The sequence below is a fragment of the Bradyrhizobium sp. WSM4873 genome, assembly GCF_055811355.1.
Genome location: NZ_JBVVPS010000011.1, coordinates 30,218 through 49,934 on the forward strand (window position 1 = coordinate 30,218; position 19,717 = coordinate 49,934).

At 65.2% G+C, this 19,717-nt stretch carries 14 protein-coding genes; 3 read left to right on the plus strand and 11 right to left on the minus strand.

From position 1 onward, the window contains the following. Positions 1-142: 142 nt before the first annotated feature. On the plus strand, positions 143-1,027 hold the full coding sequence (locus tag AC0L21_RS16685; RefSeq protein ID WP_473262915.1) for a 50S ribosomal protein L11 methyltransferase: 885 nt from the start codon (positions 143-145) through the stop codon (positions 1,025-1,027). A gap of 26 nt (positions 1,028-1,053) precedes the next feature. On the opposite strand, the gene AC0L21_RS16690 is transcribed toward AC0L21_RS16685, so the two are convergent. Next, entirely contained in the window at positions 1,054-1,233 is a 180-nt protein-coding gene (locus tag AC0L21_RS16690; protein ID WP_473262916.1) for a hypothetical protein, read from the minus strand. 188 nt (positions 1,234-1,421) lie between these two features. Between AC0L21_RS16690 and AC0L21_RS16695 the strand changes: the two genes are divergently transcribed. Continuing rightward, positions 1,422-3,251 (plus strand): aminopeptidase P family protein, encoded by a 1,830-nt coding sequence (locus AC0L21_RS16695; protein WP_473262917.1) that lies wholly within the window; start codon positions 1,422-1,424, stop codon positions 3,249-3,251. A gap of 327 nt (positions 3,252-3,578) precedes the next feature. Then, the gene (locus AC0L21_RS16700; RefSeq protein WP_473262918.1) at positions 3,579-4,856 is read left to right on the plus strand and encodes a multidrug effflux MFS transporter; all 1,278 of its coding nucleotides are present in this window, start codon (positions 3,579-3,581) and stop codon (positions 4,854-4,856) included. A 158-nt stretch (positions 4,857-5,014) separates the two neighbouring features. Here the strand turns inward: AC0L21_RS16700 and ligA are convergent, their stop codons facing one another. From ligA to murC, 10 genes are all read right to left on the minus strand, one after another. Beyond that, positions 5,015-7,168 carry an NAD-dependent DNA ligase LigA gene (gene ligA, locus AC0L21_RS16705; protein WP_473262919.1) on the minus strand — a complete coding sequence of 718 codons (2,154 nt, stop codon included), beginning with the start codon at positions 7,166-7,168 and terminating at the stop codon, positions 5,015-5,017. Between the two features lie 110 nt (positions 7,169-7,278). Beyond that, positions 7,279-8,952 carry a DNA repair protein RecN gene (gene recN / locus AC0L21_RS16710; protein ID WP_473262920.1) on the minus strand — a complete coding sequence of 558 codons (1,674 nt, stop codon included), beginning with the start codon at positions 8,950-8,952 and terminating at the stop codon, positions 7,279-7,281. Positions 8,953-8,965: 13 nt separating this feature from the next. Beyond that, entirely contained in the window at positions 8,966-9,871 is a 906-nt protein-coding gene (locus AC0L21_RS16715) for an outer membrane protein assembly factor BamD (RefSeq protein ID WP_354172752.1), read from the minus strand. A 296-nt stretch (positions 9,872-10,167) separates the two neighbouring features. Then, the gene (gene lpxC / locus AC0L21_RS16720; protein ID WP_473262921.1) at positions 10,168-11,130 is read right to left on the minus strand and encodes a UDP-3-O-acyl-N-acetylglucosamine deacetylase; all 963 of its coding nucleotides are present in this window, start codon (positions 11,128-11,130) and stop codon (positions 10,168-10,170) included. 360 nt (positions 11,131-11,490) lie between these two features. Further along, positions 11,491-13,296, minus strand: a complete 1,806-nt coding sequence (ftsZ, locus tag AC0L21_RS16725; RefSeq protein ID WP_473262922.1) for a cell division protein FtsZ — start codon at positions 13,294-13,296, stop codon at positions 11,491-11,493. Between the two features lie 87 nt (positions 13,297-13,383). Then, positions 13,384-14,706, minus strand: a complete 1,323-nt coding sequence (ftsA, locus tag AC0L21_RS16730; RefSeq protein WP_007613530.1) for a cell division protein FtsA — start codon at positions 14,704-14,706, stop codon at positions 13,384-13,386. Further along, positions 14,703-15,743 (minus strand): cell division protein FtsQ/DivIB, encoded by a 1,041-nt coding sequence (locus tag AC0L21_RS16735; protein WP_473262923.1) that lies wholly within the window; start codon positions 15,741-15,743, stop codon positions 14,703-14,705. Before AC0L21_RS16735 ends, ftsA begins: the two co-directional genes overlap by 4 nt. Before the next feature lie 350 nt (positions 15,744-16,093). Then, positions 16,094-17,080: a D-alanine--D-alanine ligase family protein gene (locus AC0L21_RS16740; protein WP_473262924.1), complete on the minus strand. Its 987-nt coding sequence runs from the start codon at positions 17,078-17,080 to the stop codon at positions 16,094-16,096. Positions 17,081-17,102: 22 nt separating this feature from the next. Continuing rightward, positions 17,103-18,023: a UDP-N-acetylmuramate dehydrogenase gene (gene murB / locus AC0L21_RS16745; RefSeq protein ID WP_473262925.1), complete on the minus strand. Its 921-nt coding sequence runs from the start codon at positions 18,021-18,023 to the stop codon at positions 17,103-17,105. A gap of 193 nt (positions 18,024-18,216) precedes the next feature. Beyond that, positions 18,217-19,620: a UDP-N-acetylmuramate--L-alanine ligase gene (gene murC, locus AC0L21_RS16750; RefSeq protein WP_473262926.1), complete on the minus strand. Its 1,404-nt coding sequence runs from the start codon at positions 19,618-19,620 to the stop codon at positions 18,217-18,219. Positions 19,621-19,717 lie beyond the last annotated feature (97 nt).

A 19,717-nucleotide genomic window follows, 5' to 3' on the forward strand; every position in this document is an offset into this window, starting at 1 on the left:
ATTCTATTTCAAGCTGTGTGGGTTGCCCAACACCCGGAAATGTACGGGATACAACCTGCGGGGGGGTTAATCGCCTGAACGCAAGTTATGCGAAAAATTGGGAACAAAAGTTCCAAAAATTGAACCGGACGGAACCCTGAGAATGCAGCCTTCCACCCATCGCGTCAGTTTTTCGATCGGCAGCGAGATCGCCGCCAAGCACATTGTCGACGTCCTCACCGAAATGTTCTTCGAGGACGATGCGGCGGTCGCCGCGTTCGAGCAGCCGAACGGACAGTGGGACGTCGCGCTGCATTTCGCGAACGCGCCGGACCGGGCGTGGCTGCGCGAACTCGTTGCAACCTCAGCAGGAAATGAGATCGCGGACACGCTGGCCTTCGACACCGTCGAAGCTAGGGACTGGGTCAAGTCGAGCCTGGAAGATCTCGTGCCGGTGCCGGCCGGGCGCTTCGTCGTCCACGGCAGCCATGACCGCGATCGCGTGGCGCCGAACAAGCTCGCCATCGAGATCGAGGCGGCTCTCGCCTTCGGCACCGGCCATCACGGCACCACGCGCGGCTGTTTACTCCTGCTTGACCATGTCCTGAAAAGCACCCGGCCCGGCCGCGTGCTCGACCTCGGCACCGGGACCGGCGTGCTGGGGATAGCGGCGGCGAAGGCGCTGCATCGCGCGGTGCTGGCCTCCGACATCGACCCGGCCTCGGTCAAGGTGGCAGCCGAGAATGCCTTGTTGAACGAGGTCGGTCACAATGTGCGCGTGATCCGCGCCACCGGCTTCGCAGCGGCTGATTTTGGCAGATGCGGCCCGTTCGACCTGGTGCTGGCGAACATCCTTGCCAATCCGTTACGGCAATTGGCGGGCCCGTTGACGCGACACCTCGCCCCTGGCGGGCGCGTCATCCTATCCGGCCTGTTGACGCCCCAGGTGCCCGCCGTGATCGCCGCCTACCGCGCACGCGGCCTCGTGCCTCTGAAGCACTTGCGGATCGAGGGGTGGAGCAGCCTGTTGCTTCGGAAGATGGGGTGAGTACGGGTGCTACCGTAGATGCCCCGCTACTTTGCCGCCTTCTCGTCCCGGCGCATCGTGCGCTCGGCCTGCGAGGCGCGCCTCGCGCGGCGTTCGGCGAAACGGTCGATCATCTGGTTGATGAGGCCGCGCGGTTTCTTCGGTGTCGCCGCAGTCGGAGCGCGGCGCACCGGCGGCGTAATCTTCTCAAACGTGAACGCTGGCATCGAGTGTCCCCTCGTCGTTGAGATGAACAACTTGCTCGAATTTCCCTGTTATCCGGACGAAGCGCAAGTGCCGCATCCTGTACTCCACTCAATTCGAATGGAACTTGTTCAAGCACAGTCCATGCCAGATGCGACCTCAAATGCGTCTACATTGCGGAGCGATCCGCATGATCCTAAAGTGATCCACCATGTTCGAAGCGCACTTCCAGACATTCGAAGAGCCCGAGGCCGGCGTCGCATTGACGGCGCGGCTGGCCGCGCTCCGTGAAGAACTCGCCCGCCGCAAGCTGACCGGCTTCGTGATTCCACGCGCCGATCAGCAGCAGAATGAGTATGTGCCGCCGTCGGAAGAGCGCCTGGCCTGGCTGACCGGTTTTACGGGCTCGGCGGGACTGGCGGTGGTGCTGACGCACGAGGCTGCGGTGTTCGTCGATGGCCGCTACACGATCCAGGCGGCCAAGCAGGTCGATTCAAGGGCCTGGGCCGTGGAGTCTCTGATCGATCCGCCGCCGGAAAGCTGGATGTCGGCACACCTGAAGGCCGGCGACCGCCTAGGATTTGATCCGTGGCTGCACACTTTTGCGGCAGCCGAGCGTTTGTCCGCCGCCTGCACCCAGGCCGGTGCCGAGCTGGTCGCCGTCGACAGCAATCCGGTCGATGCGATCTGGCAAGACCGGCCACAGACGCCGATTGCGCCGGTCACGGTGCACGGGATGCAACATGCCGGCGTGACTGAAGCCGAGAAGCTGACGCAGATCAGGAGCGAGATCGGCAAGCTCGGCGTCGATGCGTTGGTGCTGTCCGACAGCCATGCCGTGGCCTGGACCTTCAACATCCGCGGCGCCGACGTCGCGCATACGCCGCTGCCGCTGTCCTATGCGCTGGTACCGAAGGACGGCCGTCCCACCATCTTCATCGATCACCGCAAGCTCTCAAATCTGACCCGCGACCATCTCGAGCAGTCCGCCGACGTGCGCGAGCCCGATGCGATGGCGCCGACGCTGATGGCGCTCGCCAAGAGCGGGGGATCGATCGCGCTCGACAATGCGACCGCGGCCGAGGCCCTCAGCCGGCTGATCACGAGCGCCGGCGGCAAGCCGGTGCGCGGCAGCGACCCGATCGCGCTGCTCAAGGCGGTCAAGAACACGACCGAGATCAAGGGCACGCAAATGGCGCACCGGCGCGACGCGGTGGCGCTGGCGCGCTTCCTCGCCTTCATCGATCGCGAGGCGGCAAGCGGCAAGCTCACCGAGATCGACGCGGTCGAGGCGCTGGAAACATTCCGCCGCGACACCGGCGCGCTCAAGGATGTGTCGTTCCCGACCATATCGGGCACCGGCCCGAATGGCGCCATCGTGCACTACCGCGTCACCCGCAAGAGCAACCGACGGATCGTGCCCGGCGATCTGCTGCTGATCGATTCAGGTGCACAATACGAAGACGGCACCACCGACATCACCCGCACCATGGCCGTGGGCGAGCCGACCGACGAGATGCGCGACCGTTTCACGCGTGTGCTGCGCGGCCACATCGCAATCGCCCGCGCGATCTTTCCCGACGGCGCCACCGGCGCGCAGCTCGACACGCTGGCACGGCAATATCTCTGGGCCGCCGGCGTCGATTTCGAGCATGGCACTGGCCACGGCGTCGGCAGTTATCTCTCGGTGCACGAAGGACCGGCGCGGATATCGAAGCTCGGCACCACGCCACTGAAGCGCGGCATGATCTTGTCCAACGAGCCCGGCTACTACAAGACCGACGGTTTCGGCATCCGCATCGAGAACCTCGAACTGGTGGTCGCTGCCGACATCAAGGGCGCGGAAAAGTCGATGAACGCGTTCGAGACGCTGACCCTGGCGCCGATCGACCGCCGGCTGATCGATGTCGGCATGCTGGGCAAGGACGAACTCGACTGGCTCAACGCCTACCACGCGCGCGTCAGGGCCGAGGTGCGGCCGGCGCTGGATGCGACGACGAAGGCCTGGCTGGACCAGGCCACGGCGGAGCTGAAGGCGTAAGCGCGTCATTACACGGGCTCGACGCATAGCACCACGCGATTTGCGCAAGGCTGCTTCTCCACCACAGCTGTCATGCTCCGCGAAAGCGGGGCATCCAGTACGCCGCGGCCTCTCGATTCAATCACGACTGCCTCTGGAATACTGGATCGCCCGGTCAAGCCGGGCGATGACACCGAGTTTTTGACGCGCGCACCGCGCCCAATTTGCCCCCGTCGCGCCCTCATCATAACCGTCCCGGAATCCGTATAGCCGCATTCCGAAACGCCGATATCCGTCTTGCGCGCGCACGCTACAGTCCGATTCGAATTTCTACGAGACGGACACGCAATGCACGGCATGATCAGCAAACCGCCGGAAACGGCGCAACACAATCTCGCGACGTCGCGCCTGGTGTTGCTGCTGCTCGTCGTCATGACCGGGATCGCGCCGATCTCGCTCTACATGCTGGTTCCGGCGCTGCCGGTGCTGGCGACGACATTTGGTAGCGACATCTCGGTCGCGCAGATGACGGTGTCGCTGTACATGGTCGGCATCGCGCTGTCGCAACTCATCATGGGCCCGCTGTCGGACCGTTTCGGGCGGCGCCCGGTGCTGCTCGGAGGACTGGCGCTGATGGTGGTCGCCAGCGTCGGCTGCATCTTCGCCGAGACCCTGCCGCAGCTGATCGCCGCGCGCTTCTTCCAGGCGCTGGGCGGCGCCGCCGGCATGGTGGTGAGCCGCGCCATCATCCGCGACATCTACGAGCGCGATCGCGTCGCCTCGATGATCAGCCTCGTGGTCGCGGCGCTGATGATCGGGCAGATGGTCTCCCCGCTCACCGGCGGCCTGATCGAGACCGCATTCGGCTGGCGCGCGATCTTCTACGCCATCACCATCGCCGCGATCATCGTCGCCGTCGGCATCGCATTTGCGCTGCCCGAGACGCGCCGAGACCGCGCCGCCGGCAGCGGCTTTCGCGGCGATGTCGGCATCCTGATCCGCAACCGCGCCTTCGTCGGCTACGTGATGTGCCAGGTGCTGGCCTCGCAGATCATCTTCACCTTCGCCGGCGGCGGCCCCTATATCGTGGTGACGCAGATGGGCAGGACCAGCGCCGAATACGGCGCGTGGTTCGCGACGACGGGTTTTGCGTATCTGGTCGGCAATCTGCTCTGCGTGCGCTTCGCGCCCAGGCACTCGCTGGAGAAGTTGATCTGGTTCGGCCTCGCGCTCCAGCTTTGCGGCAGCCTGTTGAACCTGCTCTGGAGCTTCACCGGCTGGAACGAGGCGCCCGCCTGGCTGTTCGGCACGCAGATGATCGTGATGGTCGGCAATGCCTTCGTGATGGCGAACTCCGCCGCCGGCGCGATCAGCGTCCGTCCCGAGGCCGCCGGCACCGCATCAGGTGCGATGGGCTTTCTCCAGCAGGGCATCGGCGCGCTGATGTCGCAATTCGGCGCCTATCTCGGCGGCCATTCCGCGACCACGCTGCCGCTCACCGCCGCGGTGCTGGCGGTCTCCCTGCTCTGCGCCTGCACGATGATCTTCGTCGTCCCCCGCCGCGAGGTGCTGGTGAGCGAGACACTGATCGGGCAGGCGGAGGAGGAAGAGAGCGGGATGATGTGAGGAGCGGGACGGTCGCAACGACCTCAGTGTCATCCCCCGCCAAAGCGGGGGATCCAGTACGCCGTGGCTTCTCCGTACCCTTGCACAATCTCTGGAATACTGGATTCCCCGCCTTCGCGGGGAATGACAGCGGAGCGAGACGCGCCAGCGCGCCCTCCTCACTCCCCGATCAGCGCCAGCCACTCGTCCTCGGTCAGCACCTTGACGCCATGCTTGTTGGCTTCCGCGAGCTTCGAACCCGCGCCGGGGCCGGCGACGACGAGATCGGTTTTCTTGGACACCGATCCGGACACTTTTGCGCCTAGCCGCTCAGCGGTGGCCTTGGCCTCGTCGCGCGTCATCTTCTCCAGCGAGCCCGTGAACACCACGGTCTTGCCGGCGACGGCGGAGTTGCTCTTCGGCTTCTCGGCGTCGATGATCTCGACCTCCCTGGTGAGCCGCTCGACGATGCCGCGATTGTGGCTCTCGCCGAAATAGTCGGCGATGCTCTTGATCACGGTCTCGCCGATCTGGTCGAGCGCATCCATCTCCGCCATCGCCTCCTCGTCGCCTTGGGCAACCTTGAGGCTGGCATCGTGGAAGGCGTCCCAGGAGCCGTAGCCGCGTGCCAGCGCCAGCGCCGTGGTCTCGCCGATATGGCGCATGCCGAGCGCGTAGATAAAGCGCTCCAGCGCGATCTTCCGACGGCTCTCGATCGCGCCGAACAGATTGCGCACCGAGGTTGCGCCGTAACCCTCGATGTCTTCCAGCTTGAGTTTCGAATTGCGCTTTTCCAGCGTGAAGATGTCGGCTGGCTCCTTCACAAAACCCTCGTCGAAGAAATACTGCAGCTGCTTCTCGCCCAAGCCGTCGATGTCGAAGGCGCGCCGCGACACGAACAGCTTCAAATGCTCGATCTTCTGATAGGGGCAGGCGAACTCGCCGGTACAACGGGCGCGTGCTTCCTCTTCGCCAGCGGCCGTCTCTCCTCGCACGACGTCGGTATGCAGCGGACACGGGCACTTCTTGGGAAACTGGAATTCCCTGGCAGACTTCGGCCGCTTATCGAGGACGACGTCGACCACCTGCGGGATGACGTCGCCGGCGCGCTGGATCACGACGGTGTCGCCGACCCTGATGTCGCGGCCCTCGCGCAGCACTTCGCCCTTGTTGCCGATGCCCTTGATGTAGTCCTCGTTATGCAGCGTGACGTTCTGCACGATCACCCCGCCGACGCCGACCGGTTCGAGCTTGCCCACCGGCGTGAACGAGCCGGTGCGGCCAACCTGGATCTCGATGTCGCGCAACACCGTGGTGGCGCGCTCGGCCGGGAATTTGTGGGCAATGCCCCAGCGCGGCGTGCGCGAGACGAAGCCGAGCCGTTCCTGCCAGTCGATGCGGTCCACCTTGTAGACGACGCCGTCGATGTCGTAGTCGAGCTTTGCGCGCTGTTCCTCGATCGCACGATGAAACGCGAGCAACTCCTCGACGGAGTGACAGAGCCTGGTCAGCGGGTTGGTCTTGAAGCCGCAGCGCTCGAACCAACCGATCATGCCGCTCTGCGTGGCCTCCGGCATCGCGCTCATCTCGCCCCAGGCATAGGCGAAGAAGCCGAGGGGGCGCGAGGCGGTGATGGTCGGATCCTTCTGCCGGAGCGAGCCCGCGGCCGAGTTGCGCGGATTGGCGAAGATGGTGCCACCTTCCGCCTTCTGCCGCTCGTTGAGCGCCAGGAACGCCTTCTTGGTCATGTAGACCTCGCCGCGCACCTCGCAGATATCGGGGACGTTGCGTCCCCTCAGCTTTTGCGGCACGTCTTCGAGGGTGCGGATATTGGCAGTGACGTCCTCGCCGACCGCGCCGTCGCCGCGCGTCGCCGCGGTGACGAGTTCGCCGCCCTCATAGCGCAGCGACATCGAGAGGCCGTCGATCTTCGGCTCGGCCGAGAAATCGATCCTGTCGTCGTCGAGCTTCAGGAAGCGCACGATGCGGCCGACGAAATCGCGCAGATCCTCTTCCGCAAAGGCGTTGTCGAGCGACAGCATGGGAACGGCATGCCGCACCTTCTTGAAGCGGCCTGATGGTGCCGCACCGACTTTCTGCGACGGCGAGTCCGCACTGACGAATTCCGGAAAACGCTTCTCGATCGCGTTGAAGCGCTGGCGTAGCGCGTCATAATCGGCGTCGGTGACGGTGGGCGCGTCGTCCTGGTAGTAGCGTTCGTTATGCCCCTCGATCTCGAGCGCGAGCCGCATGTGCTCGACCTTGGCCTGCGCCTTGGTGAGGTCGGCGACGTCGCGAAGCGGTGTTGGTTTCGATTTTGCTGCTCTGGCCATGGTGCTTGGATACGATGGAGCGGGCGGGAGGGTAAAGGCGGTTACAGTTTCGTACCGCGGTCATAACGTTCTGGGTCCCGGCACGCGCTTGCGCGCGTCCGGGACGCGAATCAAGCCGTCGCCGCCTTGAGCAGCCGGTCCGCGGCAGCCCTGGCCTCGGCGGTGATCTCGGCGCCGGCGAGCATCCGCGCGATCTCCTCGCGGCGGTGGTCGGCGGCGAGTGCGTTGACGCGGGTGGCGACGCGCTTGCCCTTGTCCAGCGCGTCCTTGGAGATCAGCAGATGCTGGTCGGCACGGGCGGCGACCTGGGGGGCGTGGGTGACGGCCATCACCTGGACCTTGCCGGCGAGCCGCGCCAGCCGTCCGCCGATCGCGTCCGCGACCGCGCCGCCGACGCCGGTGTCGATCTCGTCGAAGACCAAGGTCGGCGCCGAGCCGCGGTCGGACAGCACGACCTTCAGCGCCAGCAGGAAACGCGACAGCTCGCCGCCGGAGGCGACCTTCATCATCGGCCCCGGCTTGGTGCCCGGGTTGGTCTGCACCCAGAACTCGACGCGATCGAACCCTTGCGGACCTGGAGCTGCCTCGTCGGTCTGGACCTGGGTCATGAACTTGGCGCGTTCGAGCTTGAGCGGCGCGAGCTCGGCAGTGACCGCCTTGTTGAGCTTCTCCGCCGATTTCTGCCGCGCCATCGACAGCTTCTTGGCGGCCGCCGCATAGCGCGCATCGGCCTCGATCGCGGCCTGCTCCAGCTTCTTCAGCCGTGAGGCGCCGGCGTCGATCAGAACGACATCGGCGGCATATCTGGCGGCGAGCGCGGCGAGCCCGTCGACCGGCGTGGAATATTTGCGCGAGGCGGCGCGAAGTGCGAACAGCCGCTCCTCGATGCGTTCGAGCTCCGAGGGATCGAAATCGGTCGCGGCAAGCGCCGCCTGCAGATGCTGGTCGGCTTCCTCCAGCGCGTTGATGGCGATGTCGATCGCCCTCACCGCGGGCTCGACCAGCGCCGGCGCGTTGACGCCGCGACGCTCCAGCCGCCGCACCGCCGCCGACAGCGAGGCGACCGGCGAATGGTGGCCGCCGACCGCCTCCTGCGCCTCGCGCAGGTCGGAGGCGATCTTCTCGCCCTGCATCATGGTCGTGCGCCTCGAAGCCAGCGAGGTCTCCTCGCCGTCCTTGGGCGCGAGCTGCTTCAATTCGTCCGAGGCGTGGCGGAGGTAATCGGCTTCGCGCGCAGCGCGCTCCATGCCGGCGCGATGCTCCTCCAGTGCGGTATTGGCGGTGCGACGGGCGTCCCAGAGCGCCTCGACCGCCGAGACGTCCTTTTCGAGACCGGCGAAGGCGTCGAGCAGGCGGCGGTGGGTGGCGGCATCAACCAGCGCGCGCTCGTCGTGCTGGCCGTGGATCTCGACCAGGGCAGCACCGACCGCCTTCAGCGTCTGCACGCTGATCGCCTGGTCGTTGATGAAGGCGCGGGTACGGCCGTCGGCGAGCTGGACCCGGCGGAGAATCATCTCGCCGGTATCCTCCAGCCCATTCTCCGCGAGGATTTTGGCCGCGGGATGGTTTTTTGGGACATCGAATACGGCAGTGACCTGCCCCTGCTCCGCCCCATGCCGCACGAGGCCGGCATCGCCGCGGCCGCCGAGCGCCAACGCAAAGGCATCGAGCAGGATGGATTTGCCCGCACCGGTCTCGCCGGTCAAAACCGCGAGGCCCGTTGCGAATTCGATATCGAGCCGTTCGATCAGGACGATGTCACGGATCGACAGACGCGCCAGCATGGAATTCTATTTCCTAGCCGAGACCCATTTTCTTGAAGGTCTTGCTAATCCAGGACCCCTGATTCTCGCTCGGTTCGAGACCGCCTGATTTTACAAGATTATAGGCGTCCTTGTACCAGCGACTGTCAGGAAAATTGTGCCCGAGCACGGCAGCGGCCGTCTGGGCCTCGCCAACGATGCCGATCGCCATATAGGCCTCGGTCAGGCGGTACAGCGCCTCTTCGACGTGGCGGGTGGTCTGGTACTGCGTCACCACGGCCTTGTAGCGGTTGATTGCCGCCGTGTAGTCGCGCTTCTGCGCGTAGTAACGGCCGACATTCATTTCCTTGCCGGCGAGCTGGTCGCGCGCACCTTCGATCTTGGCCTTGGCCGAGGTCGCGTATTCGGACGTCGGATATTTGCGAACCACCTCTTCCAGCGAGGCGATCGCCTTCTCGGTGCGGGTCTGGTCGCGGCTGATGTCCGGAATCTGGTCGTAATGCGAGGCGGCAATCAGATATTGCGCGTAGGCCGCATCCGGGCTGCCGGGATGCAGCGTGACGTAGCGGGTGGCCGCGCCGATACAACTATCATAGTCGCCGCCCTGGTAGGACGCGTAGGCCGACATCAGCAATGATTTGCGAGCCCAGTCGGAATAAGGATGCTGGCGGTCGACCTCTTCGAACTTCTTGTTCGCCGCCTTCATGTCCTTCTTCTCGTTCATGAGGTACAGGCCCTCATTGTAGATCTTGTCGGCGGGCTCCTCGACGAAGGTGTCGTCCTTGGCGGTGAACTTGTCCCAAAGCGCGCCGGTGCCGCAGCCGGCCAGCGGCAGCGCGAGCACGAAGAGGGCGACAACCTGAAGCAGCCCACGGACTCGAGACGAGACCTCTCGAGACGGGACTTGAAGATATCCGCGCGTCATACGCTGTGCCGACATGAGTATTGCCCTGACGCCCTGTGGTGCGGTTTCCGCCAGCCCATGAACCCCGTCCTGGGCGCGAAATATAACCGTGGTGCCTGCCGTGCGACCACGCCGATGTAACCGAAAAACGATCTTCAACCAACCGGATAGGCAGGCATTCCGCCCGGATTAAGGCGAACGCGCCGCAATCCTAGCCGATCATCGTTACCAGGAGTTTCGCGGGGAAAGCCGCCGCCGAACGGCCATCGCAACGGGTCTCTTCAGGACCCGTCTCTCTTTCAGGAAACGTCTCTCTTCGGGAAGGTATCGCTTCAGGAAACGTCGGGCCCGTAGACCGCGGCGATCCGGCCACCGACGATGCCGCGACCGGTTTCGGCCACCGGACGCGTGGTGCGGCGGGCTGCCTCGCCCTCGACCACCCGCCAGGCGGTGCGGTCGGCGAGCAGCGCGGTCAGGACGGCGTGGTTGAGCTTGTGGCCGCCACGTACCGAGCGGTAGGCGCCGAGCAGCGGCAGACCGGCCAGCGCGAGGTCGCCAATCACGTCCAGCACCTTATGGCGGGCGCATTCGTCGGCGTAGCGCAGGCCTTCGGTGTTGAGCAGCCGCTCCTCGTCGAACACGACGGTATTGTCGAAGGAGGCGCCGAGCGCATAGCCGGCGCTCCAGAGCCGCGCAACGTCGCACATCAGACCGAAAGTCCGGGCCCGGCCGACTTCGCGGCGGAAACGCTCCGGGTTGAGGTCGAAGGCGTAGCTCTGCTGGCCGATGACAGGATTGGTGAAGTTAATCTCGACCTCGGCGCGGAACCCGTCGGCATAGGGCCTGATCTCGCCGAAGGAGTCGCCGATCTTGACCGAGATCGGCTTCAAAACCTGAATGAAGCGGCGCTGTGCCGGCTGGGTCACGATGCCGGCTTGGTCGATCGCCGCAACGAAGGCCGCGGCGCTGCCGTCCATGATCGGCACTTCCGGCCCGTCGATCTCGATGATGGCGTTGTCGACGCCCATGCCCCGCAGTGCAGCAAGCACATGCTCGGCGGTGGAAACCAGCGGACCGTCGCGATCACCAAGGACGGTGGCGAAATCGGTCGCGATCACCTGCTCGGCGGTGGCCTGAACCTCGCGGTCGCTTCCCTCAAGCCCGGTGCGGATAAAAACAAAGCCCGCGTCGACAGGCGCGGGTCCAAGCGTGAGCGTGACGGGAAGACCGGAATGAACGCCGACGCCTGCCACACTGGCTTGCGCACGAAGCGTTGTTTGCCGGCTAAATTTCATCAGGAACCGCCCCACTACGACCACCGCGACTTATACTGAACTCGACTGAGCGGCTGAGACCGCTCGCTTCCGAATCCGTATCCCCAAGTCACGGCAAACCATAGTCACTGCCTCAAACAGCGCCAACTCACGCTTTTTTACCGATTGTTACCCCAAACCCGCCGTATTCGCGCCAAGGCTTAACCAAATTGGAGCAGAGTTCGGGGCCGTTTTCGGTAGTTTTACTGAACCATCGAATATGTAATTAATTATTTAAAATCAGTTGGTTGGCCACGCAATCCGGATCTGCACGGGGCAAAAGAAAAGGTCCCGGCAAGCTTCCCGCCGGGACCTTTTTCGTCTGCCTTATTGTAACAATCCTCAGGTCGCCTGCCGTCGCAGGAAGGCCGGGATATCAAGATGGTCGTCTCCCTGTGGCGCCGGGGCAACAGGCGCGGGACGGCCATGCATGTCCAGGCCCTGCGGCGCGGGACGACGGGCATACTCGGACACCGGCTCGGCGGAAGCGATTTGCTGCGCCACGGTCTTCTGGGGGCGGCGATCGGGCAGCGGCGGCATCGCGGGACCGGCGGTGCGGGCCGCGATCGGCGCCTCGCTCTCCTCGTCACGACGGCCGAGGCCGACATTGGCGAGGCGCTGCAGCAGCGACAGCCGGGTCTTCTGCGGGGTCTCCTCCTCGACCTCGCCGCGGGCCTGGCGAAGCTCGGCCTGGGCTGGCATCGGAAGTTCCTCGATTCGCGGCATCCGCGGTGTGCGAACCGGCGCACGCTCGGCCTGCGGCGGGATGAAGGTTTCCGGCGTCATCGGCTCGTGCATGGCCATCGGCGCCTGCTCGGGCTCCGGGAACAGCGTGGGCTTCTGCGCGATCGGGCGCACGGTGACGTCGCCATAGGTCTGCATCGGCGCGGGAGCCTGCGGAACGTCCGCAACGGCGGCGGCGATGGCGGCAAGCGCAGCGCGCTCCACGTTCGGACGCGGAGTCGCGGGAGCGGCAGCAAACTGGCCCGATCCTGCGGCCGGGGTCTGCGCTTCGAACTTCTGGGCGCGCTCGGCCATGCGCTGATTGTCGGCGCGCAGCCGCGCGGTCAAATCGGCAAGACGGCTCTCGGCAGCCGCGGCCGGAGCAGCGGGAGCCTGCTGCGCCTGCGGAGCAGGATTCGCGACGGGAGCGCTGGTCGCCTGACTGTTGCGGGCGATCGCGGCCTGTTCGATGCCGGTGGCGACGACCGAGACGCGGATCAGGCCGTCGAGGGCTTCGTCGAAGGTGGCGCCGACGATGATGTTGGCGTCCTGGTCGACTTCCTCGCGGATGCGGGTCGCAGCTTCGTCGACCTCGAACAAGGTGAGATCCTTGCCGCCGGTGATGGAGATCAGGAGGCCCTTGGCGCCCTTCATCGAGCTGTCGTCGATCAGCGGGTTGGCGATCGCGGCTTCGGCGGCGGTCAGCGCGCGCTTGTCGCCGGAGGCCTCGCCCGTGCCCATCATCGCCTTGCCCATCTCGCGCATGACGGCGCGGACGTCGGCGAAGTCGAGATTGATCAGGCCTTCCTTGACCATCAGGTCGGTGATGCAGGCAACGCCCGAATAGAGCACCTGGTCGGCCATCGCGAAGGCGTCGGCGAAGGTGGTCTTCTCGTTGGCGACCCGGAACAGGTTCTGGTTCGGGATGATCAGCAGCGTATCGACGACCTTGTGCAGCTCGTTGATGCCCGCTTCCGCGGTGCGCATGCGGCGGCCGCCCTCGAAGTGGAAGGGCTTGGTCACGACGCCGACGGTGAGGATGCCCATCTCGCGCGCGATCTTGGCGATCACGGGAGCTGCACCGGTGCCGGTGCCGCCGCCCATGCCGGCGGTGACGAACACCATGTTGGCGCCCGAGAGATGGTCGCGGAGCTCGTCCATGACTTCTTCGGCTGCGGCCGCGCCGACGACCGGCTGCGAACCTGCGCCCAACCCTTGCGTGGCGGCCGTACCCATCTGCACGATGCGCTGCGCCTTCGACATCGTCAGCGCCTGCGCGTCGGTGTTGGCGACCACGAAGTCGACGCCCTGAAGGCCCGCCGTGATCATGTTGTTGACGGCGTTACCACCGGCGCCGCCGACGCCGAACACGGTGATGCGGGGCTTCAGTTCGTGAATATCAGGAACATTGATGCTGATGGTCATGTTTGCCTCTCGATCACGCGCGCGTGGGTTCGCCCCGGCCGGCGGCCGCGGGAGTTGGTGAAAATCGAATATTGCGGGAAGGAGTCATCAGAAGCCCTCGCGGAGCCATCGTCCGACCTTTCCGAAATACCCGCCGGTCCCCGTCCTGACCTGCTGCCGCGTATGCCGCGGTTCGACATGTTCGTGGTGAACATATTGCGGGTAGACGAGCAGTCCGGCCGGCACCGCGAAGGCGGCGTTCTTCGCCTCGTTGGGCAGCCGGCCGAAACCGAGCGGACGTCCGACCCGCACGGGCCGGCCGAGAATCTGCGTTCCGAGCTCAACGAGACCGGTGAGCTGCGAGGCCCCGCCCGAGAGCACGACACGGCCGTTGGGCTCCGAGGCGAAGGGCGAATCCTTCAGCTTGTCCCGAACCATTTCGAAGACTTCCTCGGCACGATGCTTGACGATGTTGGCGATGGTAGCGCGGGAGACGATCTGCGGCAGATCCTGCTCGTCACCGGCTGTCGGTACAGACATCAGCTCACGCGAGTCCGATCCGCCGGTGATGACGGTCCCATATAACGTCTTGATTCGCTCGGCATCGGCAATGGTCGCGGAGAGTCCGCGTGCCAGATCCATCGTGATGTGTTGCCCGCCGACCGCAAAACCCGCGGCATGCACGAAGCGGCCGCCGGAAAAGACCGCGATCGTGGTGGTGCCCGCGCCCATTTCGACCACGGCAGCGCCGAGATCGGCCTCGTCGTCGGTCAGTACCGACAGGCCCGCCACATAGGGGCTTGCCGCCATGGCTTCGACGTTGATGTGGCAGCGTTCGACCGCCAGCATCAGGTTCCGCGCCACGGTGGCGTCGCAGGTGACGACGTTCATGTCGATGCCGAACTGATGCGCGACCATGCCGCGGGGATCACGGATGCCCTTGACGCCGTCGAGCGTGTAGCCGACCGGCAGCGCGTGCAGCACGGTGCGGCCTTCCCCGGTGGCGTGGCGCATGCCGGTGGAGGTGACGCGGCTGACATCGGCCGGCGTCACGGCGCCGCCGCGGATGTCGGCCGCAGCTTCGACCAGCTGACCGGAAAGCCGGCCGCCGGAGACCGACAGCAGCACGGACTCGACCCGCACCTTGGCCATTTTCTCCGCGAGCCCGACGGCCTGTCGCACCGCCTGCTCGCATTCGCCGAGATCGATCACGGCGCCGGCTTTCATGCCGCGGGACTGGATCTGGCTGTAGCCGATCAGCTCCACCGCATGGGTCCGGTCGCGCAGGGCTTCGCTCGGCGCCGACGGCTTCAGCCGCGCGATCATGCAGGCGATCTTGCTGGTGCCGATGTCGAGGCAGGCGACGAGGCCGCCGCGCTTGTGCGGCATCGGGCGTGTCTTCGGTGTCTGGGTGCGATCAAGACCGGTCATGCAGCGTCCCCGGCCTTTTTCTTCTTCTTGTCCTTGAACAAATCGTCGCGCGCCTTGGCGGCGTCCTCGGACAGCTGCACCACCAGCCGATCCGGCAGGCGCAGGTCGACGGCGACGATGTCGCGGGAGAACAGCCTGTCCTCCTTGTCGAGCCTGGACAGCATCGCAAGCGCGTTGCCGACGTCCTGCTCGGGCAGGCGGATGTCGAGGCCGTCCTTGAGCCTCAGGTTCCAGCGCCGCTCACCGACGAAGATCGCGGCCTTGGTGATGGAATTAACCTGCGGATAGCGCGCCAGCAAAGCAAGGAAATCGCGGGCCTGCGTCTCGGCGCCCTTGCCGACCACGAGCGGCAGCGACAGGAAGCGGCGCGAGACATAGGGTTCGAGCACGGCGCCGTCATCGGCGATGACGGAGAGCCGGCCGGCTTCCTGCCACAGCGCGAACGCCTTGCGCTCGGTGAGCTCGATCATGAGCTGGCCCGGATAGAGCTTCAGCACGGTTGCATCCGCGATCCAGGGATTGGCCTTGAGCTTGTCGCGCACGGCGTCGGCGTCGAGGAACAGCAGCGAGGATCGGCCGCTGACGCCGCCGATCGCGAGGATCTCGTCCTGGCTGAGCTGCTTGCGGCCGTTGATCACGACGGAGGTGATGCGGAAGCCGGCGGAATTGGCCAGCGCGTTACGGGTGTCGTTGACCGCCGTGATGAAATCCTGGAGATGGCCGCCCTTGACGATACCGAAGCCGCAGCTTCCGATCAGGAGCAGCACCGTCATGCTGATTCCGACCCGGCGCGGCAGATAGCGCTCGACCAGCGCGACCAGCCGCGGCGGCGGCTCGCGCTCGATGACGGCTTTGGCCCGGGCTTTGGTTTTAATCTTTTCCTCGGCTGCAGCACGCGCGCCGTGAACTCGTTCCAGACGCTTGTCCTTCATCCACTCGCACAGAAGCACGACCGCTCCGATAGCGGCCGCCTTCAGGTCAGCTTGGGGCCTCAGCGATCTGAAAAGCGACCGAGTGAGGCTTCCTGCTCCATCCATTGCACGAGCTCGTCAACAGTTTGCCCGCGACATCGCGCGGGTCCTGGCGAACATGACGTCTCGGACTTGCCGGGCCGGGTGCTGGTCTTCAGCAGAAGAAAACCTCTCCCCTTCAGAGCGTTCGCTGGGGGTGACAACACCCGCAACGGTCCACGCGCCGGCAGCCAAAGCGTCATATGCGCCGCCAGCGTTAACCTTCGGACGTCCTGGTAAACAAAAGGTAAAGTTCGTTAACGACGTGAGCGTTTTGCCCAGGCCTGTGAGGCATTTATGCCGCAATATCCGGCATTTTACCGGTTTTGGGTTCCAAAACCGGCCGTTTCGCCAGTTCGGCCGTTAACCAGTCCTAATTATTTTCGCACACCGGCCACGGCGAGCTCGACCAGGCCGCGCAGGAAGTCGACGAACGCGATGCCCTCGGCCTTCAGCGCCTTGGGGTAGAGCGAGGACTTGGTCAGGCCGGGCAGCGTGTTGGTTTCGAGATAGATCAGCCCCTTGTCCGAGACGATGAAATCCGAACGGGAATAGCCGGTACAGGACATCGCCCGGTGCGCCAGCATCGCCTGCTGCTTCAGTGCGGCGGTGAGTTCGGGCGCGAAACGGCCGGGACATATCTCCTGGGTCGACTTCAAAAGATATTTCGCCGCGTAGTCGAAACTGCCCTCGCCGGGAATGATCTCGATCGGCGGCAGCGAGGTGATCGTGCCGTCCGGCCGCTCCAGCACGCCGCAGGTCGCCTCGACGCCGGCGATGTAAGGCTCGACCACGTACTCTTCGTGCTTCGCGGCATTGCGGACGGCGACGAGATCCTGCTTGGCGTTGACGAAGATCAGGCCGTAGCTCGAGCCATCCCTCGCAGGCTTTGCGATCAGCCGGCCGTATTCGGCGAAGGCCTCATCGATCTGGTCCAGCGCAATGTTGGCCGGCGGCGTCACGCCGCCGAGCGCGGCGAAATGCTTGGCCGCGAACTTGTCGAACGCGAGGTGCGAGGAGGCCGAGCCCGATCCGGTGAAAGGCACGCCGCGCGCCTCGCACATCACCTGCAATTCGCCGTTCTCGGCACGCCCGCCATGCAGGCCGAGCACCAGCACGCGGTTCTCCGCCCTGGCCTGGTCGAGCGCCTGCTCCAGCGGAATGCCCGACGTGCCCGGCTTGAACTCGTCCTCGAACGGGCGGGCATGTTCGAGCAGTTGCTTCGACTGCACGACATGCACCTTGTCCTCGACGTCCCACCACCAGAGATCGGCCTCGGGCAGCGCTTGATGCAGCGCCTGGGCTGAAGCGACCGAAACCAGACGTTCGCGGTTGGAGCCGCCGAAGAGGATGGTGATGCGCATGTTCTCTCGTCGCTTGTCCAAATTAGCCGGGAATTCCGATCCGCCTGATTTCCCAGTGTAGCTCAATTCCGGAATTCGTCTTCACCCGTTCACGCACGGTCTCGCCCAGCGCTTCGATGTCGTGCGCGGTGGCATTGCCCGTGTTGATCAGGAAATTGCAGTGCATCTCGGAGACTTCGGCACCGCCGACGCGCAAACCGCGGCAGCCGGCGGCGTCGACCAGCTTCCAGGCGGAATGGCCGGGCGGATTCTTGAAGGTCGAGCCGCCGGTCTTTTCGCGGATCGGCTGCGCGGTCTCGCGATGGGTTTGCACTTCCGCCATGCGCGCGCGGATCGCCTCGACATCCCTGATCTCGCCGCGGAAACGCGCGGAGGTGAAGATGATGGAGGGATCGACGCCGCTGTTGCGGTAGACGAACTTCATGTCGGCATTGGAGAAGACGTGCTTGGTGCCGTCGCGACCGACGCCTCGCGCCTCGATCAACACGTCCCTGGTCTCGCCGCCATTGGCGCCCGCATTCATGCGCAGCGCGCCGCCGATCGTGCCGGGAATGCCAAAGTAGAATTCCAGCCCACCGATATTGGCCGACGCGGCGACTTCCGCCACGCGCTTGTCGAGCGCGGCTGCGCCCGCGGTGACGACAGCGGCGCTCGCGCTCGCCTCGCCGAAGGCACGCGGCGCCAGACGGATCACCACGCCCGCAATGCCGCCGTCGCGCACGATCAGGTTGGAGCCGACGCCGACGACGTAGACGGGAATGTCGCTTGCGAGATGCGCGAGGAAATAAGCGAGGTCGTCCTCGTCCGCCGGCGTGAACAACACCTGCGCGGGACCGCCGACGCGAAACCAGGTGAGCTCGGCGAGCGACTGGTTCGCGAGCAGCCGGCCACGAAGATCGGGCATCGCGGCTTTGAGCGAGGGTGTGATGTCGGGGAAGCTCATGCGAGCACGCTCACTGCAGGTGAAGAGCGCACACTTCTTCCGTTCCCTCCCCCCTTGTGGGGGAGGGTCAGGGAGGGGGGTAGCCCCGAGCGAGATCGGAGTTCGCGGCCACCCCTCTCCCCCGCCCTCCCCCACAAGGGGGGAGGGAGCGCAGTTTGCCTTGTGGCTATATGTGAGACTCTCATGAGAGCGCCTACCCCAGCGCCTTCAATTCGTCGGGCAAGGCATACGCCCATTGCGTGATGTTGCCGGCCCCTAGGCACACGACGAGATCGCCCGACTTCGCCACGCCCTTGACGATGCCGGCGAGATCGGAGGCCGCCGGCAGCGGGATCACCTCGCGGTGGCCGTGGGCGCGCAAGCCAATGGCGAAATGGTCGCGGTCGATGCCCTCGATCGGCGTCTCGCCTGCGGCGTAGACCTCGGCGACGATCACCGCATCCGCATCGTTGAAACAGGTGCAGAATTCCTCGAACAGCGACTGCAGGCGGGTATAGCGATGCGGCTGCACGACGGCGACGATCTTGCCGTTGGTGGATTCCCGCGCCGCCTTCAGCACCGCCGCGATCTCGACCGGATGATGGCCGTAATCGTCGATCACGGTGACACCGTTCCACTCGCCGGTCTTGGTGAAGCGGCGCTTGACGCCGCCGAAGCCGGCGATCGCCTTGCGGATCGCCTCGTCCGACACGCCGAGCTCGCGCGCGACCGCAATCGCGGCCGTTGCGTTGGAGGCATTGTGCCGTCCCGGCATCGGCAGCATGAGATCGGAGATCTCATGCACGGCGCCCGTCTTGCGGTCGCGGAACGTAACCTTGAACTTCGATCCGCCGCCCATCGGGGCCAGGTCGACGAAGCGCACATCGGCCTGCGGATTCTCGCCATAGGTGATGATGCGCCGATCCTCGATCTTGCCGACAAGATTCTGCACCACGGGATGATCGATGCACATCACGGCAAAGCCATAGAACGGCAGGTTCTCGACGAAATGGCGGAACGCGTCCTGCACAGCCTCGAAGGTCTTGAAGTGATCGAGATGCTCGGGATCGACATTGGTGACGATCGCGACCTCGGTCGGCAGCTTCAGGAACGTGCCGTCGCTCTCGTCGGCTTCGACCACCATCCAGTCGCCCGCACCGAGACGCGCGTTGGAGCCGTAGGCGTTGATGATGCCCCCGTTTATCACGGTGGGATCGAGGCCGCCGGCGTCGAGCAGCGTCGCGACCATCGTGGTCGTGGTGGTCTTGCCGTGCGTGCCGGCGATGGCGACGCAGCTCTTCAGCCGCATCAGCTCGGCCAACATCTCGGCGCGGCGCACCACCGGGATCCGCCGTTCGCGCGCCGCCGTCAGTTCCGGATTGTCGCGCTTGATCGCGGTAGAAACCACGACGACCTCGGCGCCGTCGACGTTCTCCGCCTTGTGGCCGACCGAGACCTTCGCGCCGTTCTTGCGGAGACGGTCGAGATTGTAATTGTCGGAGGCGTCCGAGCCCTGCACGGAATAGCCGAGATTGAGCAACACCTCGGCGATGCCGCTCATGCCGATCCCGCCGATCCCGACGAAGTGGATGGGTCCGATCTCGCGCGGCAGTCTCATGGCGTATCCCGCAGTTCCCTCGTCATGCCCGGGCTTGTCCGGGGCATCCACGAATCCCTACCACTTCTTGCAAGACGTGGATGGCCTGGACAAGCCC